The organism is Psychrobacter sp. TAE2020, from assembly GCF_018919485.1.
Lineage (GTDB): Bacteria > Pseudomonadota > Gammaproteobacteria > Pseudomonadales > Moraxellaceae > Psychrobacter.
In genome coordinates, this window is the sequence record NZ_JAHLMU010000001.1 from 272903 (window position 1) to 298799 (window position 25897).

A 25897-nucleotide genomic window follows, 5' to 3' on the forward strand; every position below is an offset into this window, starting at 1 on the left:
ATGTTGTGATTTGTTAATTAATACAAAAAATGTTACAAATGATTTCTATCAACTCTACATAAGCATTATAGCTTGATAAATCTTGACTTTGAGTCAAGCTTTGTAAACTGGTGCCTAATAATAGTTATAGATTTACACTGTTTTTTAATTTTAAATTAGGACCTACAACCCTCGCTATCGGTGTTGGCCCACTAACAGTCGAGACTAGTATTAACGTACGTATTGCGCACTTAACGCATCGATGCCTAGCCACTCACTCAAAGGATGGGTGGTTTCGGTATAAGGATTATCCAAGTGCTCCTCGATGTAGCTACGGCCTTCAGCAGTTAAGCACTCTGCTAGTGAGCGCGACCACTTTGGACTTTTATCTTTATCAATCAGCAAGGCTCTTACCCCTTCTCTAAAGTCAGGGTTGGCAGCACAATGCACCGCTACATTTAGCTCAAGATACAAGATTTGTTCTAAAGATAGCAGTTTAACTTTATGATACAAGGTATAGGCTAATGCCGCTGTAACTGGACAGCCCTGTCTATAAGTCTGTACCGCTCTCTGCACCCAGCTATCATTAGCAAAATCGCTATCGAACTGTGCCAAAGCTTGATCATCTTGTAGCAAAGCATCAATAGCGGCTAAGCCCCCACTATTCATCAGTCGCTGTATTGGTGACCAATGCATAGCTAATTTGCTTTTTGCTAATTCAACTGTTGGCTGTTTAGCCAGCGCCTCGCTAACGATATTATGCGCAGTCAACACATAACCTGAGTCAAACATCGCTTGCCAATCGCTAGCTAATAGCTGCTGCAACACCGCATCATAATCACTACTAGCAACCCCATACTCAGCAAGATTGCTTAGCAAAGCATCATTGCCATTACACTGCGCGCCAGTCAACCCTAAGAACAGACCGGTTTTGGCCGGCATGTGTTGTAAAAACCAACTGCCAGAGGCATCAGGGAATAAACCAATAGTCATCTCTGGCATGGCAAAACGTGTGCGTTCAGTGACTATTCGATGACTACAAGAGGCCATCAATCCCATACCACCACCCATGATAATACCGTCACCCCAAAGAATTATCGGTTTGGGATAAAAATGCATTTGCCGATAGAGACGATACTCGTTACTAAAGAATTCAGTCGCATAAGGGTTGGGGAACGGTGCGCTATCAGACATACTGTCATAGAGCTTACGGATATCACCACCAGCACAAAAAGCCTTGTCGCCAGCCCCCTTTAATAGGATAGCTACTAGTTGCGACTCGGACTGCCACTGCTCTAACTGCTGTGACAATAAATGGCACATCTCTACACTTAGAGCATTTAGTGACTTAGGGCTGTTCAAAGTCATAATACCAATCAAGTGGCCGCTAGCCGTGGTTTCAGTAGCGAAAAGCACTGCTGCGTTATAGTCACTGTTGCCACTGTGGTCAGTATTGCCATCAACATAATATTTAGGATCGTTTGCTGCGCTCATAATAGCTACCTATCGGTTGTAGAATAAAGTAATCCGTTAAAACTTATAGCCAAAGCCTACTGAAAATAAATAGCTCAGCAAAATCGGCTCCATAAAGGTAGCTTAATAAAAATGCTCAATAAAGGTGTTTAAGGCCATCATCTTGTAGCAGTTGCCGTGAGATGATAACGCGCATAATCTCATTAGTCCCTTCCAATATTTGATGCACTCGCAAATCGCGCACATGACGCTCAAGAGGATAATCATTGAGATAACCGTAGCCGCCGTGTAGCTGTAGAGCTTGGTTAGCCACTTCAAAGCTTAAATCTGTTGATAAGCGTTTTGCCATTGCACAATACACTGACGCTTGTGGATGATTTTCATCAACTTTACTAGCAGCTAGATAGAGCATGTGCCGTGCTGTAATAGTTTGAGTTAGCATATCTGCAAGCTTAAACTGTACCGATTGCAGGCTAGCGATAGGCTTACCGAACTGGCTACGCTCTTTAACATAGCTAGTCGCCGTTTCCAGCGCTGCTTGAGCAGTACCAACCGCGCAAATGCCAATGTTGATACGGCCACCATCCAAGCCTTTCATAGCCATCATAAAACCTTGGCCCTCTTCACCAAGACGATTAGCTACAGGCACTTTGACATTAGTAAAGCTGATGCTTCTAGTTGGCTGAGCTTTCCAGCCCATCTTATGCTCACTTTTACCGTATTCAATGCCGGGACTCTGCGCATCGACAACTAAGGCCGACACCCCTTTTGCACCCGTAGTACCAGTGCGGGCCATTACTACCAAAACGTCAGTAGCCCCCGCCCCTGATATAAAGGCCTTTTCTCCATTTAGGATATAGTAATCGCCTTGTCTGTCAGCTTTAGTACGTAACGAGGCGGCATCAGAACCCGCATCTGCTTCGGTTAGACAATAGCTACCTAACCATTCGCCACTAATCATATTAGGCAGATACTGCTGGCAAAGCGCTGGGCTACCATACTCACCGATCATCCAACTCACCATATTATGGATGCTTAAATAGGCCGCGATTGAGGTATCACCCCAAGCCAGCTCTTCAAACACCATGGCAGAATCCAAGCGTGGTAAACCTAAACCGCCATAATCGAGGTTAGTATATAAGCTCAAAAATCCCAGCTCACCGGTTTTTTTGATGACCTCTACTGGAAAGTAACCTTCACGATCCCAAGTAGCCGCATGCGGTTTTAGCTCTTTTAAGGCGAACTGTTGGGCGGTTTGTTTAAAAGCGATTTGATCAGCTGTCAAAGAAAAATTCATTAGTTGATCCTCAAGCGTATAAGAGCATAGGGAAAAGTCGTTTTAGCTTAATAAAAAGCTCATAAACAGTTATGAGCTTTTTATCAACCTAGTTGCTTATGTGTTTACCATGAGACTGTTTAACTCTAGGCCTATTTAGCATTCAGCTGTTGAGTATATTGTTCGCGCATAACCTTTTTATCATGTTTACCGACTGAAGTTTTTGGCAAGTCAGCGACGAACTGAAACTCGCTAGGTACGCCATATTTAGGAATGATACCTTTGCTAACGGCTTGCTCAGCAATGGCCTTGATGTCATCTGTTTTAGTCTCTTGGCAATCAGGCTTGAGCACGATCAAGGCGACTGGACGCTCGCCCCACTGCTTATCCGCCACCCCAATTACAGCGACATCAGCGACTGAAGGATGTAGCGATAAAATAGTCTCAATCTCAAGCGATGATATCCACTCGCCGCCAGATTTGATGACATCCTTTAGGCGATCAGTAATTTTGATGTAGCCATCAGGGCGCACATAAGCGATATCTTGAGTGTGCATATAACCGTTTTGCCACAGCTCAGTGCCAGCGTCTTGATTTTTAAAATAGCTTTGAGTCAGCCAAGGTGCCCGTAATACTAGCTCGCCAGTATGATCTTTGCCAGTACCTACCGACTCGCCCTTTTCGTTCCAAATTTGTGCATCGACCATCAGTACTGGTTTACCAGACATACAACGACGACTGATATCCTCTTCCTCAGTCATGGCTGGCTCATCAATACTAAACTCAGTCAAACTAATTAGCGGCGCTGTCTCTGACATACCATAACCGGTGTAGACTTCGATATCTTGCGCCAAGGCAGCCTTTGCTACACCTTCAGTCAATCTCGAACCGCCGATAATCATCTTCAGACCATTAAAGCCTACGTTACGATCCTGCGCTTCTTTGAGTACCATTTGCAGTATCGTAGGTACGCAATGGGTAATGCTGACCTTTTCATTAATGATTAAATCCAGCAGCGTATCTGGCGCATAACGCCCTGGATAAACTTGCTTAAGACCGGTCATAGTAGCGGTAAATGGAAAACCCCAAGCATGCACGTGGAACATCGGCGTCATCGGCATATAGACATCGCCATAACTGACCCCTTGTTTATTCGGTAACATGCCTAATGAAGCCGCTTCTGCCATAGTGTGCAGTACCAGTTGACGGTGACTAAAGAACACCCCTTTTGGGTTGCCAGTCGTTCCTGAGGTATAAAAGGTAGTAGCAATAGTATTTTCATCGAAGTCGGCAAACTCAAAGCTGTCATCAGCAGCAGCTAGTAGCGCTTCGTATTCACCAGTCACTCGGTTTTGATTGTCACCGAATACGCCTTCAACAGTTATGCCATTATCATCCAGCCAGATAATATGCTCGATACTAGAGTTCTCAAACTGATAATCTTTTACTAAGGCGGCAAATTCAGAGTTGAGCATCAATACTTTTGGTTTGGCATGATTAATAGTATAGAGCACCTTATCAGGCGATAGGCGTACGTTGACCGTTTGTAGAATATATTGCGACATCGGTACCGCAAAGTAGGCTTCTAAATAACGATGGCTGTCCCAGTCCATCACCGCTACTACATCACCAGCCGCTAGATTCAAATCTGCTAGTACGTTAGCTAAGCGATTGATACGAGTAAAGAACTCTGCATAAGTAAAACGCATTTTGTCGGCATAAACAATTTCTTGCTCTTGAGACACAGTCTTAGCGCGATTTAATAACTGTTTTATGAGGAGCGGGAACTCGTAGGCACAAGGCGCACTATTATAAATACTGGACATGGACTTAACTTCCTTTTTTTAATTATAAATGGATCTATTGATAGTAAGAAACAATAGCGCTGATGTAAAGTAAGCAGGCGTAAACACAGTCAATCCCAGCGTTTGTTTTTCGTAGTGTACTATTGTTTAAGGTTATGATAAGAAACCTCTTATCTAGCGCTATAATAAAGCGCCTTAATACCCTAAAAACAGCTTTTTGCGCTATAACGGTAGCTACTATGCTGACTGTGATTTAGCCAAACGCTTGGTTTTAATCATGCCAAAGCTAGCTACTAATAACGCCAATACTTGCACTAATAGTAATAGCCACACCGTCAGTGACCAGTCTCCTCGTGCATAAGCCAATCCGCATAGCCAAGCACCCATAGTACCGCCTGCATAGTAGGCCATGTAATAAATACCCGATGCCAAAGAGCGTCCGGTTTTGACATTGACTGCAATGTAACTGATGGTTGCGGCCTGAGTAATGAATACTCCTGAAGACATAATAGCCAGTCCTACAACGATAGCCCATAACGGTGTCAATAAAGTCATCAGCACCCCAAGTATTGAGGTCATTACCGCCACTCGCACTGTACGTGCTGAGCCAAATCGACTTAATAAAGTCGTCGATAATGGGGTGATCACCACGCCAATTAAATACACCGCAAAGATATTAGCCAGCTGACCGGTGCTTAAACTGTAGGGGCTATTGGCAAGGTGCAAGTTGATAAAAGTAAAGCAGCCAACCAAAGAAAACAATACACAAAACCCTAGCAAACAAGCGGTCACCACATAGCGATTAGTCAAATGATCGCCTAAAGTCTGCAATGCTGAGCGAAAGTTAGGATTAGCGACAAAGCGCTGTGATGAAGGCAAAGCTTTACCTACCCAGAGTGCCCCTATCAGCGTCATAACCGCCATCACGTAATAGCCATACCGCCAACCGATAAACTCATGTAAATGGCCCAATAAAAAGCGCCCCATAAATCCGCCCAGCACCGACCCTGATACGTAGAATGACATGAGTTTGGTAAGGTCTGATCCTTCGAACTCTTCACCAATATAGGCAATAGTAACGACTGTAATACCCGGTACGGATAATCCCTGCATAAATCGCCACAATCCCATCCAGCCAATACTAGGACTTTGAGCAATTAGTGCAGTGGGAATCGCTAGGAATAATAAAGCCCCAACGATAAAAGACTTGCGCCCTACTGCATCAGATAGCATTCCCAAAAATGGCGACATAATGGCAATCGCCATTACCGTAGCGCCCACGATCATACCAGCTTGTACTTCAGTCGCTGAAAAATCCACCATTAATACCGGCAATACTGCTTGAATGGAATAGACTTGCAAAAAAGCAAACATCCCTATCATACCAATGGTGATCTTCAACATCAGTGAAGGCGAATCGGTTTGCTGTAATAGAGGAGACTTTTGCATATAACTTGTAGAATTATTCACGATGATACTGACTATGTTAGACGCCTGTTATTTAGGCATAGGTGATAGAAATAAGGCGGTAATAGATATGGATTACTACTTATACATTTTTATGATGGTAGCACAATCGCAGCTAAAATCAGGATTCAATGTGTTATGAATATAACCCTATAAAACCATAAAATAGTGCCTGTAGAATGGTCAGCAAAATAGCCTATAAAAATATAACACAAGCGACGTTAGATGTCGTGTTAAAAAACTAGGCTATTGTCTTTCGTTAAGTAACTTCTTAAACTTAAGTTCAACAGGCATCCTACGAACAGTAATGGATTATTTATAGTTTGATGCCTACTCAATAAAAATGAAATCTACTGCAGCCCAAAACCTCAAGTGTCAACACTAACGCTTTATGCAAGGAGCCATTATGAGCAAACCCTTTTTCACACACCGCATAGGTTGAGAACCGTTAATGAAATGCACTCTACACAGATTTTAAAAAACGTCTTTACCATATCTATTTCAGCTTTAAGCTAGAAGCTAGAAGCGTGATATTAGTAAGGGTTTTTAGCCCTGATAGTAGTGGTATCCTGCTGCAGACAATGGCGATGCGATCTGTGGCTGGAGGTAGTATCGTCAAGCAGGAATGCATCCAGACGTTTAGAGCGCACGACATTGGCAAGGCCGATACAAGCGCATAGCAGGAAATAGCTACTAACAAAATAGTTTTCACTAGTTTTGTAGCTATGAATAGTAAGGCAAAAAGCTATTACCACCCTAAATACACTTAGAAAATAATAGTGCAAACAAAAAAAGACGACCGATAATAATCAGTCGTCTTTTTATTTGCAGTAAGCTTAGGATCAGTAACTGCCCTCTACTTTTCAGGTAGGGAGCAAGGCTAGCCTTTACTCACAGCTGGCTTTGCCAGTACGGTGATTGATCGCACCATTAGCCTTTAATAACTTTTGCATCTCTACATGACCGCGGCCACAAGCATAAGAGTAAGCGCTTTGGTTATAGGAGCCTAGTTTGGTATCTTTTGTAGTGGCTACTAGGTTAGGGTTAGCGCCTTTAGATAATAAATACTTTACCGTCTCTAAGCGGTTATTACTGGCAGATACCATGATTAAGGTTTCCCCATCACTCTCTTGAGTTTGGTCATTAAGATCTACTGGCGCTTTAGCGTTGAGCCATTCATATACTTTTTTTACTACGTTAGTATTTTTGCCTAGTGCCGCAGATTTTAGTACATTGTAGACATCGCCTTTATCAGTGGCATAGAGACTAGCGCCTTGGCTGACTAAATAATCCACCATGTCTTCATAGCCGATGAATGCTGCCCACCCTAAAGCCGTTTGGCCCAGATTGCCAGTGTCTTTAACTTCTAGATTTTGGCCATTGCTTACCATATATTTAACCGTAGCTAAATCGCCTTTTTTGACCGCATCAAACCAAGTAGCATCTACGCCTTTAGAGGGCTGAGAATAATAATTGCGATAAGACAGCTTATCCTTATTAACAATATCGAAATTTTCAGCATCGCTAAAACGATAACCTACTTGCGGTACCGGAGCTGTTTTGGATACTGCTACCGTAGCGTTGCTGTTAGCACTAGTGACAGGACTAACATTCGAGCAACCAGTCAACAACATGGCAGCCATGACGGTGGAAACACTGAGTTTGTAAACAATGTTCATAACATAGCCTCAAAAGTTCAATTAAAGGGGAGTGAAAAGCTTGCTCATATAAAAGTCAGCTGTCGGTTATTATCAAATTTTATAGCCGTATAGAGCTAGATTGTAAAGCATAACTGTATAATGCCGCCACAAAACGCTGTATAGCGATTGTTACCCTTATTCTCATTAGCGAGCAATCACGGGTATCATTCAACACTGCTATCTTCTCATTCAATAAGGAATAATAACAATGTCAGATAAAATCTACGACTTAGGTGCTGGGTTTTGGAATATACAAGGCTCGTTTCGCTTAGGCGGCATAATCAATGTGGGCACTCAATGCTCACTAGTACGCTTGTCCTCCGGAGGCTTTGTTTTTTTGGACAGTTATACCCTCACCGATGACGTGCGCAGTCAAGTCATGGCATTAACGGACAATGGTCAAAAGGTAGAAGCGGTATTAAATGTGCATCCTTTTCATACCGTCCACTGTGCCCAAATGGCCAAAGACTTCCCACAAGCAACCTTTTATGGCAGTGAGCGTCATCGCAAACAAGTACCCGCCGTGCAATGGAGCGATGATTTAGTCGAGAGTAAGACCGTTGCCAAGCGCTATTCTGAGCTTGAATTCTCTATGCCAAAGGGTATCTACTATATCTCGCCTAATGAGAAGGTTCATGCAGGCTCGCTACTGGTATATCATCCTGCCAGCCAAAGCTTACATGTCGATGATACTTTTATGAGTCCGCCCTCAAAGTTACTCAAAGCGCTATTACCTGAGTTAATGCTGCATCCGACTACCAAAAAAGCGCTTAAAAACGAAGCCAATGCCGGTAAACAGTATTGCGATTGGGCTACTCAATTAGCGCATCAGTGGCGTGATACTCGGCATTTCTGTGCTGCGCATTCAAGTATGGTTAACTTCGAGGTTGGTAGCTTTGAGCAAGCTCTATTAACGGCAATCGACAAAGCTCGTCCTAAACTTGAACGAGCTTAAATAGGTGCCTTGAGACCAGCCTTGCTTATAGCTAGTAATGATGGCGATTGAGAGCTTGGCGACACTTAACATGATGCATAACGATGCATTGTTATCAGATAAGTTATTATAGAAGTTATTAAAGATAGAGGCCGCTGAAAAGCTGGCCTTTTTATTAGGGCTAACTGGGCTAGAGTACTTGCTGTTAATCAGTGTTTTTCAGTAATAGTTTGCAAAAGTTAATTGGTTCTGTTAAAAAACAGTCCTACTTATAGATAGTAGCTAATCATAAGGTTTAGCTACTATCAAAAGGGATAAATAATCCTCTGTAGCAACAGGTATAACCGTTAGCTTTATATAAGCTACTTTGATTATGCCCCTTTAACTATTAAAAGGATTTAACTATGCAAGTTCGTTTTTTAGCGGTTTCTATTTTAGCAGTAGGTGCTCTAAGTCTCACTGCCTGCAACAACAGCTCTCAAATCATCAAAGGGGCAGCCCCTTCTACTAGCTCAATAAAAGCCGCCTCTACTCATAAAAATAACAAAGACTCTACTCATCCAAGCTGGTCTTATGCTGGTCACACTGGTCCTGAATATTGGGGCGATATTAAAGACGCCAGCGCTTGCTCAATTGGTCAGCAGCAGTCCCCTGTTGATATCACTAAAGTTACCGCAACCAAAACTGAGATTCCTACCATCAATTATCTGAAAACGGCCGACCTGATCATTAATGATAGTGGTCATACTGTGGTATATACTCCCACTACTCAAGATAATACTATTACCCTTAATAACGAACGCTATGAGCTAAAACAGTTCCATTACCATACTCCGAGTGAGCATCAATTCGGTGGGCAAAATTATCCAGCTGAGATACACTTTGTCCATGCCAATAGCGCTGGCAACTTAGCTGTAGTTGGGGTTATGTTAAAGCAAGGGTCAGCTAATAGTACTTTAGCGACACTATTAAACGGCTCTCAATTAAGTGCGGCTAATAAAGTAGATTTTACCGCTCATAACGTTGATTTATCAGCATTGATTCCAGCCATGCCCACGTTTTATCATTACGATGGCTCACTGACCACCCCGCCATGTTCAGAACAAGTCCAGTGGTATGTCACTAAGCAACCGCTTGAGCTTGCCGGCGATCAGCTTGCTATCATGACTGATTTATATGAAGGTAATAACCGACCTGTACAGCCACAAGGCAGCCGTACTGTAGAGCAGATAAGCCAGTAATTGCCGATCTGTGACTATAGACTTGATTAAAAATTAGCATAAAAAAAACGACTTTTATAGTCGTTTTTTTGCTTATGGCCTAAGCGGGCTAGTAGCTAAATGCGTGGGCTATAGATAATATGATAATTCTAAAGCAGTTTTTAAGGACTAACCATCAGCTAGCTCAAAAGCTCAGCAAGTTGCGCCTCATTATTAATAATGTCAGCTAAAGTATAGCGCTCAAGTACACGCATAAACGCAGTCAACGCCTCAAAAAACACCGATTTTAATTGGCACACCGGACTGATAACACAGCCTAGCTTAGATATAGAGGGTAATGCTGTAGTATCTATAAGGATCAGCTCTGAATCTGGTTGCCCTTTGCGTGTTTCATTGTTAGTGGCAGGCACTACAAAACACTCCACTAAAGCAAAATCCGGTTCGATTTGCTTAATCAACACCCCTAAATTAATGTCTTTTGGCGCACATGCTAAACGAATACCCCCATTCTTACCACGCACACTGTCTATATAGCCAAGCTGACCCAACTGATGAATGATCTTAGTAAGATGGCTTTTAGAGATATTATAGCTATCTGCAATATCGCTGATATTGGCTAGCCTATGCGGTTCTGGTTTGACCGCCAAATAAATCAACGAGCGTAGCGCATAGTCACTGTAATTGGTTAGTCGCATCGAGTGACTTCCTTATTAAGTAGTAATCTTTTATTAAATATCTTTTTATGAAATAAGTTTTATTAAGGAGCTGATTATTAAATAGGCGTCAATCAGCCAAATAATCCATCTGGACGTGGACGCGCCAGCAGCGGTAAATAACTAAAGCAAAATAGTACAAAACAGCCAATCCAAGCCCCTTGAGCGAGCATAATCCATAATAGATAATGGCTCATATCGACTAGCGGTAATAGCACTCGACTGACAAACGTTAATATCATCAGGCCAAACATTAATTTGACGCTATTGGGCGGCTTATGAATACTACGTCCAGTATGTCCTAGCGACACTCTAGCCATCATAGAAAGAGTCATCATCCCAACTCCTGCAATCGCTAGGCCATGCACAGCGATACTATGATTAAAGCCAAACCAAGGCTGTAAAGCATATAATAAGAAACTCAAACACATCCCTAAAAATGCGCTAAACAATGACCATAATAAAGGCTTTTGCCAAATACCCGGATGGTACCAGCCTACTAAACGCACAATATTGACTACGGCGACCCCTGAGGCAGTGATAGTCAGTAAATACTTATTAGGATAAAATAAATCCACAATGAAAAAGGCTAAGAAAAATAATAAGCTGGTAATATCCTGCACTTGACTATTACGTACTTTAATAGCTTCTGTACTATCGATATTAAGCCCACGCTCGATAAAGAAGGGTACTACTCGCCTGCCAATAGTCAGCACTAAACCAATGATCAGATAAAACCCTAAATATACTCCCAGCTTAGTGGTTGCCATGTCGGCGCTTATAATACCCCAATAGCACAAGCCATTACCTAAGGTTAGTAGCAACAACTTAGCCAAAATACCCATCTGCTTATATTGCTTAACTTGCAGCACAGCTCGAAAGATAACAAAAGCCATCGACCCTATAAATAACATATCGAACCCTGCCGCTACGTAGAGCAGGCCTGCGCCATGCTCAGCCCCTAGATTTAAACCAAAATCAATACCTAGGCCAAAGGCTAACCAGCTTAAACGTGCCAGCGCCCAACAGCTAAAAATAGCCAGCAGTTTATAGCCATGCGGCATCATCACCCCAGTCCAAGTCTTCACTGCGGTCAATAAAAACCCAGCCACTACTGCTAGAGCATAGCCATATATCATCTCATGGCCATGCCAATATAACGGATTTAGGGTTTGCGCATCAATACCAGTGTGCCCAGTAGATACTAATACCCATAATAGCATCGTAATAATGGCAAATATCGCTGCGGCACTAAAGAATATACGGAAGCTTAAATTAAGGATAGGATGCACAGACTTTGGCGGATGGCTAGGTAACTTGATGGGTTGCATGGCAGTCTTCTTACAATAGATTTTAGCTCGATGCTAGCTTAGTGATAGCTCAATGTTAGCTAGATGCTATAAACACTAGCTTAAATATATATTTTAAATGAATGTTATAGATTATACAATAAGCGCGCACAGGAGTTTAGACAGCCATGGCCTAAATACTCACCTCTCAGCTAGCAAATTAGTAAAGTCTTATGATTTACATCTGCCACACCGCAACTATTAGCGCCACCACTACTATCGCTGTGACATACTTCCTAACTGTAAAATAATCAGGGCTAATGATCTGCGCTTGATAGAGACCGTAATCGACCATGAGCAAACTAATAAAGGCAAAGATGAGCAACGCCATAAAACCAACAGCTGATAATGTCAAAAATCCAAGCCACAATATAAGCGCAACAACATTGCTAGCTATAGGCAGTCTGACCGCCCAGCGGTTATCATCAGTTAAGCTTAAATGATTACCCCACTGTGCGCCTGCCATAAAAGTGGCAATTACTAAGCCATAAACGGCTAAGATATGCTCAGTCTTGCCAAACACTCGTACCGCATCTACTCCCATAATCAACAGGATAGCGCCAGCTATAAACGGAATAGTACCGGCAAAGGTTAAATAAGGGCTAGGTTTTTTCATAAGCTAGTTTCTTTTTATTAATATAGTCAGTTCATGGTAAAAACGATACAGCGAGATTAAGATCAGTTTTTTGCAGCCTCTGTCGGCATAGGCACAGCAAGCCAAAAAAACTCATCCATTCTCGCCTAATAAAGTACTGTATCTATTATATTCGGTATCAACTATAGCGTATTTTATTAATGCTGCCCTTTACTAACTCGGCTTTGGGTTGCTGCAGTCACTGCGGTTGCTGAGGTTATGCTAAATCTTAGATAGCTATTTTAAATAACTATCTTATCCATCAAGTCCATTTATCAATGAATTCATTTTTGGGATCATGCTGCTGGCTTTGTTTTTTTAGATTGAACTGTCTACAACCTCTAGGATCTGCACCTACTCCAGCCAAATATTGCCAATTACCCCAGTTACTGCCGACATCGTAATCAATTAGCTGCTGCTCAAAATAAGTGGCTCCATAGCGCCAATCGAGACCCAACTCATGAATAAAGCAGCTAGCTACTATTTGTCTACCACGATTAGACATATAACCAGTATGATTCAGCTGTTTCATACAAGCGTTAACGATAGGATAAGCGGTTTCGCCATTTTGCCATTGTACTAAACGCTTGTTATTAAAAGTCGTGGTCGGCTTATGCTGGGCAATACCTTGCAATAAGAATAGATTTTTTTGATGGACCACAGCATACCAATAAAAGTACTCACGCCATAGGAGCTCAAACCATATCCAATAAGTTGAGCCATTAGCTATCACCTCACGCTCATACTGACGTAGACGATTGAGCAATACCTTAACCGACAACGAACCATTGGCAAGCCAAGCTGAAAACTTGGTAGAGTGTGTCCACTCATCTAGGGCATTACGAGTGGTCTTATAAGTGCTAGGGGCGTCAGAATCGAAGTAAGTATTTAGGTGAAGTATAGCGTTAGATTCGCCGCCTATAAATTCAGCTGGTGCTTGAAGGTCAAAGGTTTGAGTAGCAGAACTTTGATTATTAGAGCTTTGCGGATCAAAAAACCACTGCCTATTAGTCGCTGTGCTAATAGTCATAGCCTCTGGTAGTGGGGGCAGCGCTGTTGGTGTCGGGCTAATAGCAATATCTTTTGCAGCCGTCAATAAATTATGCTGGGCTTCAACTTTTTTGCGGAATTGAGTAAAGCTTGGCGGCAAGTCTTCGGTAGGCATAACTGCAAACAAAGTAGTAGTTGACTGACTGTGCCATTTTATCTGCGCATATTTGGTCTGTAAGGCCTGATAAGCTTGGTTCTGGGCGTAGTCAGCTGTTTGACTGATGCAGATATCAGTGACTTGTTGCGCTTCAATCAACTGGCATAGCTGACTAAAACTATCTGGCTCTGGCTCTGAGTTTAAATGACGATTTTTTAGATATAACAATCTATTATCAAGGCGCTGTAACGACTGATCTAGATCCGCTAAACTCTCGAGCAAAAACTGCTGGCGGGCCCCGCCCATGTCATCAAAATAATAGGCTTGACTCCAGTTGTTTTGATTGCGGGTATTTAACAACTCCTGCGCATAAACTAATATCAAGCGCCCATCAGTAGAGCTCGCTAACTGCGCAGCCCTTTGCAGAGTAGCATTGTCATTTAGGCGTAGATCATTATGAAATAATACTAGGACCACCTTTTGTCCTAAGCCGTCAGCAGCTAAAGTATTCAACAGGGTATCGACAGGCTGATTTAACATATTTTAAGTTCCTAAAGGCTCAAACGCTGTTAATAAAACAGCTGATTTAAATTATAATATTTAAAAATCTAGCTAGCGCATAAAGCTTGTTAATCCTTCTATCGATTCTAGCCTTTATTGGCAGGATACTGTGTATAAACATTGACTATATTTACACTGACTGCTTAAATGGTCTACACCTAGGAGATTGCCATGACTGAAGTAAACGCTGCTGTTCAAAAACGTAAAATTATCGATAGGTTTTTGATGAAACTTACGCAAGAAGAACCACAAATGTATTATGCCTCGACATCTGATATCGCCCGCAGTCTTTATACCATGATAAAAGAGCATACCAACCGCTTATCAGTAGAAGATCAGGCGCTTGTTAGGCATATGACTATCGAGGAAATACAGGGCTTGTTAGGTTTCCATGCTAAGTAATGTTATGAGTAATGACATAGCAAGTTCAGAATAGAATAGCGTTATTTTTGATAAGGGGCTACTGACAAATTTTGTAAAAAAAGACTACCCAAAGGCAGTCTTTTTTATACTAAAAACTTAATCAAAGTATTTAGAACGGATAATCACGAGGCGTATGTTGCACCGAAATCCAATGCAAAGTAGTGAACTCTTCTAGTACCCATTCACCATTAAAACGGCCAATACCGGAGTTCTTTTCTCCGCCAAAGGGCGCATTACTTTCATCATTAACAGTGATGTCATTAATATGGGTCATGCCCGCCTTGATACCACGAGCAAAGCGTAAGCCTTTTTGCATATCTTCGGTGAATACGGCGCTTGATAAGCCATACTCCGTATCATTAGCGATGACTAAAGCTTCCTGTTCATCTTTGGCACGAATAATTCCGACTAAGGGACCAAAGATTTCATTGCAAGACAAGTCCATATCAGCTGTTACTTCAGTAAAGATATGTGGGGGCACCAGTTGCCCTTTGATTTCACCGCCCATGATCATGTTTGCACCCGCCTCTTTAGCTTTGGCAATTTTATCTTTTAGCGATTCCAACTGTTTTTTATTAATGATCGGACCAATCGCCGTATCTTGCTCATTAGGGTCACCTACTTTTAGCGTCTTAACATGAGCATGAAAACGCGCTACGAAATCGTCGTAAATCTCATCTTCAACGATAATGCGATTGATAGCGATACAGATTTGACCTTGGTGTAAGAACTTACCGAACACCGCCGCCTTGACAGCGTTGTCAATATTGGCATCTTTTAATACCACGAACGGATTATTGCCGCCTAATTCCAATGCTAACTTCTTAATATAATTGCCGCTATTAGCCAGCTCACCAATATGTTTCCCCACTGCCGTTGAGCCAGTAAACGAGACTAAACTTGGCGTATCGTGAGTAACGATGGCATCCCCAATCTCACTACCTGCGCCAACGATGACACTAAGCAAACCTTTAGGGAGACCTGCTTCTTCAAATATTTTGGCTAATAACAAACCGCCAGTAACTGGGGTATCGCTAGCAGGCTTGAGCACTACCGCATTACCAAGCGCTAAGGCTGGAGCAATAGAACGCTGAGTCAGATGGAATGGGAAATTCCATGGACTAATAACAGCAATTACTCCGATAGGCTCACGATAAATAAAATTCTCTTTACCTGGAATCTTTGAAGCGCGAATCTCGCCATGGACACGATTGGGATAACTAGCTGCTTCTACGGTAATCGCTCGAGCACTACTGAACTCTACCATTGCTTTAATACGTGTACTGCCCGACTCTTTTACTAGCCAATCGATAATCTCATCTTGACGTTGATCCAAAATGTCGACCACTTTGTGCATTAAGCTTGCACGCTCCGCAGGCGTTACTTGTGCCCATTGCACTTGAGCCGTCACGGCAGCTTTATAAGCCTGATCGAGCTGTTGTTTATTGGCTTGTTTAATTTCTACTAAAGTTTCACCATTGAACGGGTTAGTGTCAGTATTGATACCTTCGTCCTTACCTTGCTGCCATTCACCAGCAATATACTGTAGCTGAAAATCGCTATAAAGGTCAGTGTTAGGCTTATTGTTTGACATAATGGTTCCTATTTTTATTCAAATTAAATTTATTAGGTAGATATTAATAGTCAGCAAGTATTAACAGTAAGTAGAGGCTATTTGCTTTAGTCATAAACGCTAATGCTTAAGGTGAGAATATTTAGTCCAAAACTCAAAACAAAATATGACAGCGTTTACCATAGCACAGCGCTTACCATAGCAGGATAACTAAATCTAACTTGCTAGACGACTGGTCTAATGCTACCATATACGCTATAAAAACAAGACAGCATTCATACTATTGTTTGTTGAATAAACGTAACTTGTTTACTAATAACACTCAAAGTTTAAAATTTTCAAAGTCTCAAAGTCTCAAAGTGATTTCTTGTTGCAGACAACTACTGTTGCTTATAATTAAAACAATCACTATCTGCTTTAACTATACAAAATAAGGAGGACATAACCTTTATGTCTACTACTAGCATATTACCAGACTCTTTTGCCTCAGATACTAGCCTGTCAAACACTAAAATGCATCTATTGACTACAGGCTACCAGTTGATATCTCAAAAAGGGTTTACAGCTGTCGGCATCAAGCAAATATTAGATACTGCTGGGGTACCTAAAGGCTCCTTCTATCATTACTTTGCCTCCAAAGAAGCCTTTGGTGAAGCCATAATTAGTTACTATTTCACTCGTTATAAGAGACGCCTAGAGATCATCGATGAGCAAGACAGCAGCGCTCAACAGAAACTCTATGACTACTTCCAAAACTGGTATGACACCCAGCAGAATGGCTGTGATCATGAGAAGTGCTTAGTGGTGAAGCTCAGCGCCGAAGTTGCTGATATGTCAGAGCCAATGCGTAAAGTATTGCATCAAGGCTATCAGCAAACCATAAACTGGTTGGCCACCCAAATTAAAGCCGGTTGGCTAGATCACTCCGTGCCTCACCCTGCCAACCGCTCTGCTGAGAGTATAGCGAAGCGTTGGTACTTCGCTTGGTTGGGTGCTAGTTTGATCGCCAAAATCAGTCAGACTGATACACCATTAGCAGAAGTCTGGCAAATGGTTACCGCTGAAATAGGGCGCTAGTAGCGCTTTATTTGCTTAGCTATTTACTCAACCCTTTCATAGTTAGTCCTGTTAGCATTCAATTAGATTTTCTTAACCTAGAGTATCGCTCATATACCCCTACTTAACACTGATTTTTGTTAGGCGTCTATAAGATAGTTTTGTAACTATTAATAAATGACTACTAGACGACCGGTCTAATTAATGTACAATGCGGGCAGATGCAAACAATATGCATAACCTCCATTGAGGATTACCACCCTCATTTAATACTTAACATACTCTTATACCCATTAGGAATCTTATGAATAATTTCCAATATTACAATCCAGTACGCATCGTCTTTGGCGAGAACCAAATCAAACAATTATCAGAATTAGTTCCGACTAATGCTCGCGTACTTATTACTTATGGTGGCGGTTCAGCGCAACGTACTGGCACCTTAGATGAAGTAAAAAACGCTCTATCTGCAAATGGTGAACGTCAAGTATTTGAGTTTGGCGGTATTGAGGCCAACCCAGAATTTACTACTTTGCTAAAAGCGGCTGATATGGTCAATGAGCATAATATTGACTTCTTATTAGCGGTCGGTGGTGGTTCAGTGATTGATGGCAGTAAATTTGTGGCGCTAGTGTCATCACTTACTGAAGAAGATGGCACAGTATCACGTGAACAAGCTTGGGATGCCCTTACTAGTTATTGTAGAAATCTTGATTCTGCTATCGACTTAGGAGCCGTGTTAACTATTCCAGCGACTGGCTCTGAGATGAATTCAGGCGGAGTGATCAACTATAGTGAACGCCAAGCAAAACTACCGTTTGGTAACCCGCTTACCTTCCCTAAATTCTCTATTTTAGACCCTACTAAAACTTTCACCTTACCTGAACGTCAAGTGATGAACGGTGTTGCTGATGCGTTTGTGCATGTGATAGAGCAGTATCTGACTTACCCAGTCAATGCAAAAGTGCAAGATGGCTTCGCTGAGAGCTTGCTAAAAATTCTGATTGAAGAAGGCGCTGCGGTTAAAGCGGATCCAGAAAATTTAGAGACACGTAAAAACCTAATGTGGACCGCAACCATGGCGCTTAATGGCCTGATTGGTACTGGTGTACCACAGGATTGGACAACGCATATGATTGGTCATGAGTTGACCTCATTGCATGCAATCGACCATGCTCGTACTCTAACGATTGTCTTACCATCCGTCATGCGTGAATTGAAGGACAGCAAAAAAGATAAGTTGCTGCAATACGCACGTAATGTCTGGAATATCACTTCTGATGCATCGCAGGATGACGAGGCGACTATTGAGGCGGCTATCGTCCACACCGAAAACTTCTTCCGTGAGCTTGGGCTACCAGTCAGCCTAGCGGACGCTGACTTAGATCAGTCGGCTATTGATCCTATCATCAAGCAGTTAGAGGTGCATAAAATGGTCAAGCTGGGTGAGCATGGTAACAATGACTTAGCAGTGTCACGCCGTATTCTAGAGCGGGCGTTAACTAGTCCTGCTTAACACTAAAGCCTGAAACTATGCGTTTAAAAAGCACTAAATAGTAGCTGCTCACTGGCCAGCAGCTACTAATATTAAATAAACATCACCAGCCATTATAAATAAAATAAGGAGCTTACCATGAGCTTTGATACTCAATTTGAACAACAACAAACCGTCAAATCAAACCGTCAAATCAAACTGGCTAGTCGCCCACATGGCGCACCGACTGCCGATAACTTTGAATTGGCTGTTGGTAGTATTCCTACCCCAAATGAAAGTCAGATGTTATTGCGCACTATATACTTATCGCTTGACCCTTATATGCGCGGACGTATGAGTGATGCTGCCAGCTATGCCGACCCGTTACAGGTAGGGGATGTAATGCTGGGTGGAACTGTGGCGCAGGTAGTCGAGTCTAACTTGGCTAATTTCTCCGTCGGTGACTTAGTAGTATCGAATTCAGGCTGGCAGGACTATAGCGTCAGCGAGGGCGAGGGCGTACTAAAACTCGATAAAGATATGGCCAACCCTTCGTACGGCTTAGGGGTGTTGGGTATGCCCGGCTTTACGGGCTATATGGGTCTGACCGATATTGGTAAGCCGCAAAAAGGCGAAACCTTAGTAGTAGCAGCAGCTACTGGTCCTGTTGGCGCAACCGTCGGTCAAGTCGGTAAGCAGTTAGGTTTACATACTGTAGGCGTGGCTGGCGGGGCAGAAAAATGTGCTTATGCTGTTAATGAATTAGGCTTTGATACTTGTATTGATCATCACGCTGATGACTTTGCCGAGCAGCTAAAAGCTGCCTGCCCACAAGGTATCGATATCTATTATGAAAATGTCGGTGGCAAAGTACTTGATGCGGTATTGCCCTTATTGAATGCTCATGCCCGTATTCCAGTATGTGGCTTAGTATCACAATATAACGCCACTGAGTTGCCAGAAGGTAAAGACCGTTTAGGTTTGCTGATGGGTAATATTCTCAGTAAACGCTTAACGATCAAAGGCTTTATTATCTTTGAAGAATATGGTGACCATTTCCCAGAGTTTCTAAAAACTATGAGTGCTTGGGTCGAGTCTGGCACCGTAAAAACTAAAGAACATCAAGTCGAAGGTTTATCTCAAACGCCACAAGCGTTCTTTGACATGCTAGAGGGTAACAATTTTGGCAAAACAGTAATAAAAGTTGCTGAAGTTAACTAATTTTTAACATTATTCATCAGTAATCACAGTAAAAAACAGCTACGGTTAGTAGTCAGCTTTTATTTATTTTTACAAATACTGCTTACTAACCCTAAAGGTAAATGAATAAAAACTAATAAATAAGGATAAACATGAATATTCTAATGGTACTTACTTCCCATGATCGTCTAGGTGATACTGGTAAAACAACGGGCTTTTGGCTAGAAGAATTTGCCGCCCCTTACTACGCTTTTCTTGACGCTGGAGCAAAGGTTACTATTGCCTCTCCTGCTGGCGGTCAACCGCCACTTGATCCTAGTAGCGATACGCCAGATACGCAAACCAAAGATACCACACGTTTTAAAGACGACACTGATGCTCAACAGCATCTTGCCAATACTAAAAAACTGGCTGATATGAAAGCTGAAGATTTTGATTCAGTATTTTATCCTGGTGGTCACGGTCCACTATGGGACTTAGCAGTTGATAAAGACTCTATCAATTTGATTGAGACTTTTGTTAAGCAAGACAAGCCTGTTGCTTTTGTTTGTCACTCGCCTGCTGCTTTAAAGAATGTCAAAATTGACGGTGAATACTTAGTTAAAGGCAAGACAGTTACTGGCTTTACTAACTCAGAAGAAGAGGCAGTTGGTCTGACTGATGTCGTGCCATTCTTAGTAGAAGATGCGCTAAAAGCTAATGGTGGTAACTATCAAAAGGTCGCTGATTGGCAGTCTTATGTGGTTGAAGATGGTTTATTAATCACCGGACAAAATCCAGCATCATCAGAAGAAGCTGCCAAGCGCTTACTCGCAAGGCTGCAACGTTAATAAAAAGCATTACTGCAACCAAGGCTACTATCATGATCAGACTGCATCATCTTAACCAATCTCGCTCACTGCGTACTTTATGGCTGTTAGAAGAATTGGGCCAACCTTATGAGATTATTAGTCATCAGCGTAATGCGCAGACTAATTTAGCACCCGATAGTTTAAAAGCGGTGCATCCACTAGGTAAATCACCAGTCATCGAGATGGATGGTGAGTTATATTCAGAGTCAGGTGCCATCACTCAGTTATTGATTGAACGCTTTGCACCAGAGCGTTTGCGACCGGCCTCTACAAGCACTGACTATGGCCACTATTTACAATGGATTGATTTTGCTGAAAGTTCGCTAATGGTGCCTTTATTGCTTGAGCTATTCACCAAAAAATCAGGGATAGTCGATAATGCTTTTCTAGATAGTTATATTAGTGAAGAAAAAAATAGACTGCTGAGTTATTTGAACACAGTAGTTAAGGGTAAGTCCTTTATTGTCGGCAATAAGCTTAGTGGTGCTGATTTTATGTTGTCTTTTGATCTAATTATGCTCGCTAAACGCAAGCAATTGGATAATTACCCCCATATCAAACAGTATGCGCTGCAGCTTGCCAGTCTCGATAGCTATCAACGGGCAATGCGTCTAGAAGCTAATCACGATGAAACTCGAGAGTAGAGTTTAAACCTGAACTAGCCACTGTAAGCAAATAAACGCCTAACTAAAAATATGATAAAATAGCTCAAGCGACTCTTGGGCTATTTTTTGTATGGTAGTCGAAAGTTTGTTAAATATTAGACTTTTGCACTGATAGGCTTTCGTTAGCTACTGCTTTATAAGCGAATTTATGCCGTTTTTTTAAAATATAGTGTTTTTAAAGTAGCAGTAAAACGGTCTAATAGAATCATTGTAAGCGCATAGTTTAAGGAACTTGTGGCAACAAATAGCCCTGTCTTTATTCTTTTAAATGGGTCTTAGCTTTACTTTGATAGTATTTTTGCTGATTTTAAAGACTGGCTAAGTCCTTACCTCTTTTCTCTACATAGAATTCTGTACCCTCATGAGTAACGAATATCAGTTTAAGCCGCATGAACAGCCGTTTATGGTGGGCTCGCCTGCTACCCCCGATCATCCTGTGCCCCGCAAGGTACTCTATCTGCTCATCGGTATCTTTATTGGTTTGACCGCCAGCTTTCAAAACGGTCTGTTAGTAGCCAATCTAACTCAAATTCAAGGTGAAATGGGTCTGACCCCAGTCGAAGGTGGCTGGATATCGGTCGCTTATAATATGACTAATGCTTGTATTACCGTCCTGCTATACAAGATACGTCAGCAGTTTGGTATGTCACTATTTAGCAAAATTACTTTATTCTTTTTATTAACCGCCACTAGCATGCAGTGGCTAGTCAGTAGTGGCCTATTAACGACTACTACGGGCATCCAAATTGACTCTTATTATTTAGAAATTGTGGCGAGGGGCTTTAGTGGTGTGGTCGCTAGTGCTATGACTGTGCTATCGATATTTTATTGTCTGCAAGGAATGCCAGCAGCTAAGCGTATTAGTGGCTTAATTTTGGGCTTTGGCTTAGTACAGCTAGGTATTCCGTTATCACGTATTATCTCCCCTTACCTTGCGGTCGACGGTCAGCTAGAGAATCTATTTCTATTTGAGGTAGGCTTAGCGCTGATTTGCTTTGGCTTAATTAATATTCTCGAGCTGCCAGCAGGCATTACCGAAAAGGTATTTGAGAAACTCGATATTTTGAGCTTTGCCTTTTTTGCTAGTGGTTTAGCCGCATTATGCGTATTCTTCGTACAAGGTAGGATTCAATGGTGGAGCACGCCTTGGCTGAGTTATCCCCTTATTATCGCAGTGATTACTATTAGTATTGCGCTATGGATCGAAACTCATCGCAAAAATCCTATGCTACAAGTACGTTGGATGCGTAGCCGCAACATTATTGCTTTTATGATTACTGGTGCAACCATGCGAATTTTGCTGTCTGAGCAGAGCGTGGGCGCAGCAGGATTATTAGCCAACTTAGGCTACGGCAACGATCAATTGATTGCTTTTTATATAGTGGTACTGGCAGCCAGTGTACTAGCTTTAGCGATTAGTGTTTTTCGTACTAATGCGATGGAATTACGCCGACCGGTTATCTTTGCGGTAGCATTGATTGCTTTAGGCGCTTGGATAGACACCGGCGTATCAGTGAACTCAGCGCCTTATATGTTTTATGCCAGTCAGTTTATGATTGCCTTTGCCGCCATTTATTTTATGGGGCCGATGGTGTTTGAGGGTATGTTTCGTGCGCTGGCTAATGGCCCAGCCTACATCATTAGCTTTTCGGTGATCTTTGGTATCTCACAAACTATTGGTGGCCTTGCTGGTGCTGCTGCTATTCAGGCTTTCACTACCATTCGCACTAAGGTACATTATGCCGATATGGTTGGCACTGTAAATTTAGGCGATCCTGCGCTAGCGGGACAAGTGGCAGGGATACGTGGTGGCTTATTGAGCCAAACTACGGATTCAGCACAAGCAAGCGTTGCCGCAGTAGCACGAGTATTACAAGGCGTTCAGCAGCAAGCGACGGTCGCAGCTTATGATGATTTATTCTTTTTGATGGGTAGTATAGCGACTATTACTGTCATTATTCTATTGGTTAATTACTTATATTATCGCTATCATAAAATTAATCCATTGGCTAAAGAGCTGGCTGCCATTGCTAAAATGCGTGAACCAAAATAACGCTAATCACTGTTGGTATACTTTGCCTTACTAGCTATCAATAGTGACTATTGGTTAATGTTTAATAGACCCTATTACTATAGAAGTTACTTTTTATGTTTATTCAAATTTTTAGGAGCGCCTCGTGAGCCCAGATAAAACCAATGGCACTGACAACAAGGGCCAACAAGCTCAGATGCCAACTGACGCTACAGCGCCAAAAGCCCCAATAGAGCCTAGTACTAGTTTAAGCAAAACGGTCATCACACCTACGCAAGACGATAACCTAACAGCAGAATCTAATGAGGTTTCGCCAGCTGCTGTTTCATCAACCACAGAGCCAGTGACCGCTGAAGCTGATCAGCCACCAATGCCACCTAAAGAACCTATCCCTAGTGCTGAAGGCTGGTCTCCTAAAAAGAAGTCTTATCTTAATTTAGGCTTGTTGATTGCGCTGATTATCATTGGGGTAGCACTGATACTCTATGCTTGGAAACTACCGCCTTTCACCCCGACTGTTCAGCAGACTAATAATGCCTTTGTCAAAGGTCAGACTACGGTCATTAGCTCGCAAGTATCAGGCTATGTCACTGAGGTCAATGTGGAAGACTTCGCCAATGTAAAAACTGGTGATCTGCTAATCAAGATAGACGATCGCACTTTTCAGCAGCAGCTAGAACAGGCTCAGGCCAATATTGAAGTAGCAGTCTCTAACCGCTCTAGCAACGAGCAAGATACTGGTACTAGTCAGGCGCAAATCGAGGCGCGCGAGGCTGACTTGTATAGTGCTAAGGTGAGTGTTGATAGCGCTCGAGAAGATGTCAATCGCTATCAAGGCTTGGATTCTATCGGTGCTGTGTCAAAGGCAGAAGTGGCTCATACTAGAGCGCAACTGGCTAAAGCTCAAGCCGCCGTCCAGCAAGCCCAAGCTAATCTACAAGCCGCCAAACAAGCCAGCAAGAAGACCAGCGGTAATCGCTCATCACTAGATGCCAATATTAAAAATGCTGAAGCGGCAGCTAAGCAAGCACAGATTAATTTAGATAATGCTATTATTAGCGCTCCTGAAGCTGGACAGCTCAGTCAAGTCAGTGTGCAAGTAGGACAGTTCGTTAATGCTGGTACTCAGCTGATGTATATTGTGCCAAAAGGCGTATGGATTATTGCCAACTTTAAAGAAACCCAAGTAGCTAATATGAAGATAGGTGAAGGGGCTACGGTTCACGTCGATGCTCTAGGCGGGGTGAAGTTCAGTGGTCGTGTTAGTAATATTTCACCGGCTACTGGCAGCGAGTTCAGTGCTGGCGCTGCTAACCCAGCTACAGGCAACTATATTAAAATAGCTCAGCGTATCCCAGTACGTATTGACTTAGATCAAGGCCAAGCAGGTCTAGCACAGTTGCGTCCTGGTATGTCAGTCTCAGTGGATGTTGATACTAATGCTGGTAATGGTTCTAGTACTGAGGCTGGTACTGCTAACCGCTAAAAGTAGAAAAAATATTGATTATAATTAGCTGTTGGTAAAACTGATTAATAAAAAGCCACTCGATAAGCCTTATTAAAATATGGCTTGAGAGTGGCTTTTTACTGCTAAAAAAATCATTAAAAGTATAGCTTTTAAAGCAAATCATTAGAAACACATCGTTCAAAACAAAGTGTTAAAAATATGCTATTAGCTAACTAGCGCTTGAATGTTTATGGCAATAGACGCTTAGTAGTCCAGTCGGTACTATCCGCATCATGGCTATAGACAATACGGTCGTGTACCCGATTGGCGCGACCTTGCCAAAATTCAATCTCATTAATAGTAATCTCATAGCCACCCCAAAAAGCTGGAGTCGGCACCTTTTCGCCTTGTGGATATTCATTTTGTAGCTGTTCGAACTTATCTTCCATTAGCGCACGGCTAGCAACTACACCACTTTGTGGTTGACTAACCCACGCACCGACTTGGCTGTCATGCGGACGCTTTTGGAAGTATTCAGCTGACTTATCAGCATCAATCTTAGCGACGTGACCACTGATACGAATTTGACGTTCAAGCTCATGCCAGAAGAACAGTACTTCAGCGTTAGGATTTTCGGCGATATCTTGCCCTTTAGCGCTATCATAATTGGTATAAAACACTACGCCCTTGTCGGTAATCTCGCGCATCAGCACAATACGTACGCTTGGCTTTTGGTCAGCACCGCAAGTGGCTAAGCTCATCGCATAAGGTTCTTTTACTTGCTGGTCAGTTGCTTCGTTAACCCAGCTTCTTAGCAGCTCAAATGGAGAGGCTGGCACTGACTGTTGATCGAGAGTACCTTTCTCGTATGACAAACGCTGATCGGTGAAATCCATGCTCATAACTTATCCTTAGTCG

21 protein-coding genes are annotated in these 25897 nt (G+C 42.4%); 10 read left to right on the forward strand and 11 right to left on the reverse strand.

Annotated elements, in window-relative coordinates; translation table 11 throughout:
* Positions 1-210: 210 nt before the first annotated feature.
* The 5 genes from KPY62_RS01015 to KPY62_RS01035 all read right to left on the reverse strand — a co-directional run bounded on the left by KPY62_RS01015 (position 211) and on the right by KPY62_RS01035 (position 7679).
* A complete protein-coding gene (locus KPY62_RS01015) occupies positions 211-1473 on the reverse strand; it encodes an enoyl-CoA hydratase/isomerase family protein (protein WP_216580432.1) in 1263 nt (420 codons plus the stop codon).
* A 115-nt stretch (positions 1474-1588) separates the two neighbouring features.
* Positions 1589-2749 (reverse strand): acyl-CoA dehydrogenase family protein, encoded by a 1161-nt coding sequence (locus KPY62_RS01020; RefSeq protein WP_216580433.1) that lies wholly within the window; start codon positions 2747-2749, stop codon positions 1589-1591.
* 131 nt (positions 2750-2880) lie between these two features.
* Complete coding sequence (locus tag KPY62_RS01025) at positions 2881-4554, reverse strand: fatty acid--CoA ligase (RefSeq protein ID WP_216580434.1); 1674 nt, start codon at positions 4552-4554, stop codon at positions 2881-2883.
* Positions 4555-4770: 216 nt separating this feature from the next.
* Complete coding sequence (locus tag KPY62_RS01030) at positions 4771-5982, reverse strand: MFS transporter (RefSeq protein WP_228730513.1); 1212 nt, start codon at positions 5980-5982, stop codon at positions 4771-4773.
* Positions 5983-6887: 905 nt separating this feature from the next.
* The gene (locus KPY62_RS01035; RefSeq protein ID WP_216580435.1) at positions 6888-7679 is read right to left on the reverse strand and encodes an ankyrin repeat domain-containing protein; all 792 of its coding nucleotides are present in this window, start codon (positions 7677-7679) and stop codon (positions 6888-6890) included.
* 229 nt (positions 7680-7908) lie between these two features.
* Between KPY62_RS01035 and KPY62_RS01040 the strand changes: the two genes are divergently transcribed.
* Positions 7909-8655, forward strand: coding sequence for a hypothetical protein (locus tag KPY62_RS01040; RefSeq protein WP_216580436.1), 747 nt, complete (start codon positions 7909-7911; stop codon positions 8653-8655).
* A gap of 383 nt (positions 8656-9038) precedes the next feature.
* Complete coding sequence (locus tag KPY62_RS01045) at positions 9039-9875, forward strand: carbonic anhydrase (RefSeq protein WP_216580437.1); 837 nt, start codon at positions 9039-9041, stop codon at positions 9873-9875.
* A 158-nt stretch (positions 9876-10033) separates the two neighbouring features.
* Here KPY62_RS01045 and KPY62_RS01050 read toward each other — a convergent pair whose 3' ends face one another.
* From KPY62_RS01050 to KPY62_RS01065, 4 genes are all read right to left on the reverse strand, one after another.
* Positions 10034-10549: an Rrf2 family transcriptional regulator gene (locus KPY62_RS01050; RefSeq protein ID WP_216580438.1), complete on the reverse strand. Its 516-nt coding sequence runs from the start codon at positions 10547-10549 to the stop codon at positions 10034-10036.
* 92 nt (positions 10550-10641) lie between these two features.
* Positions 10642-11898, reverse strand: coding sequence for an NnrS family protein (locus tag KPY62_RS01055; RefSeq protein WP_216580439.1), 1257 nt, complete (start codon positions 11896-11898; stop codon positions 10642-10644).
* Positions 11899-12094: 196 nt separating this feature from the next.
* Positions 12095-12532 (reverse strand): DUF3429 domain-containing protein, encoded by a 438-nt coding sequence (locus tag KPY62_RS01060; protein ID WP_216580440.1) that lies wholly within the window; start codon positions 12530-12532, stop codon positions 12095-12097.
* 280 nt (positions 12533-12812) lie between these two features.
* On the reverse strand, positions 12813-14237 hold the full coding sequence (locus tag KPY62_RS01065; protein ID WP_216580441.1) for a DASH family cryptochrome: 1425 nt from the start codon (positions 14235-14237) through the stop codon (positions 12813-12815).
* A gap of 192 nt (positions 14238-14429) precedes the next feature.
* Here KPY62_RS01065 and KPY62_RS01070 point away from each other — a divergent pair, with 192 nt between their 5' ends.
* The gene (locus tag KPY62_RS01070; protein ID WP_216580442.1) at positions 14430-14660 is read left to right on the forward strand and encodes a hypothetical protein; all 231 of its coding nucleotides are present in this window, start codon (positions 14430-14432) and stop codon (positions 14658-14660) included.
* Positions 14661-14790: 130 nt separating this feature from the next.
* On the opposite strand, the gene KPY62_RS01075 is transcribed toward KPY62_RS01070, so the two are convergent.
* Positions 14791-16275 (reverse strand): aldehyde dehydrogenase family protein, encoded by a 1485-nt coding sequence (locus tag KPY62_RS01075; protein WP_216580443.1) that lies wholly within the window; start codon positions 16273-16275, stop codon positions 14791-14793.
* Positions 16276-16704: 429 nt separating this feature from the next.
* On the opposite strand from KPY62_RS01075, the gene KPY62_RS01080 reads away from it, so the two are divergent.
* The 7 genes from KPY62_RS01080 to KPY62_RS01110 all read left to right on the forward strand — a co-directional run bounded on the left by KPY62_RS01080 (position 16705) and on the right by KPY62_RS01110 (position 25018).
* Entirely contained in the window at positions 16705-17331 is a 627-nt protein-coding gene (locus KPY62_RS01080) for a TetR/AcrR family transcriptional regulator (protein WP_216580444.1), read from the forward strand.
* A gap of 283 nt (positions 17332-17614) precedes the next feature.
* Positions 17615-18826 carry an iron-containing alcohol dehydrogenase gene (locus KPY62_RS01085; protein WP_216580445.1) on the forward strand — a complete coding sequence of 404 codons (1212 nt, stop codon included), beginning with the start codon at positions 17615-17617 and terminating at the stop codon, positions 18824-18826.
* 117 nt (positions 18827-18943) lie between these two features.
* On the forward strand, positions 18944-20005 hold the full coding sequence (locus tag KPY62_RS01090) for an NADP-dependent oxidoreductase (RefSeq protein ID WP_216580446.1): 1062 nt from the start codon (positions 18944-18946) through the stop codon (positions 20003-20005).
* Positions 20006-20136: 131 nt separating this feature from the next.
* Positions 20137-20814 (forward strand): type 1 glutamine amidotransferase domain-containing protein, encoded by a 678-nt coding sequence (locus KPY62_RS01095; protein WP_216580447.1) that lies wholly within the window; start codon positions 20137-20139, stop codon positions 20812-20814.
* A gap of 32 nt (positions 20815-20846) precedes the next feature.
* A complete protein-coding gene (locus KPY62_RS01100) occupies positions 20847-21479 on the forward strand; it encodes a glutathione S-transferase family protein (protein ID WP_216580448.1) in 633 nt (210 codons plus the stop codon).
* Between the two features lie 382 nt (positions 21480-21861).
* Positions 21862-23553: an MFS transporter gene (locus tag KPY62_RS01105; protein WP_216580449.1), complete on the forward strand. Its 1692-nt coding sequence runs from the start codon at positions 21862-21864 to the stop codon at positions 23551-23553.
* Between the two features lie 124 nt (positions 23554-23677).
* Complete coding sequence (locus tag KPY62_RS01110) at positions 23678-25018, forward strand: HlyD family secretion protein (RefSeq protein ID WP_324033692.1); 1341 nt, start codon at positions 23678-23680, stop codon at positions 25016-25018.
* A 209-nt stretch (positions 25019-25227) separates the two neighbouring features.
* On the opposite strand, the gene pdxH is transcribed toward KPY62_RS01110, so the two are convergent.
* Entirely contained in the window at positions 25228-25875 is a 648-nt protein-coding gene (gene pdxH / locus KPY62_RS01115; RefSeq protein ID WP_216582992.1) for a pyridoxamine 5'-phosphate oxidase, read from the reverse strand.
* Between the last annotated feature and the right edge of the window lie 22 nt (positions 25876-25897).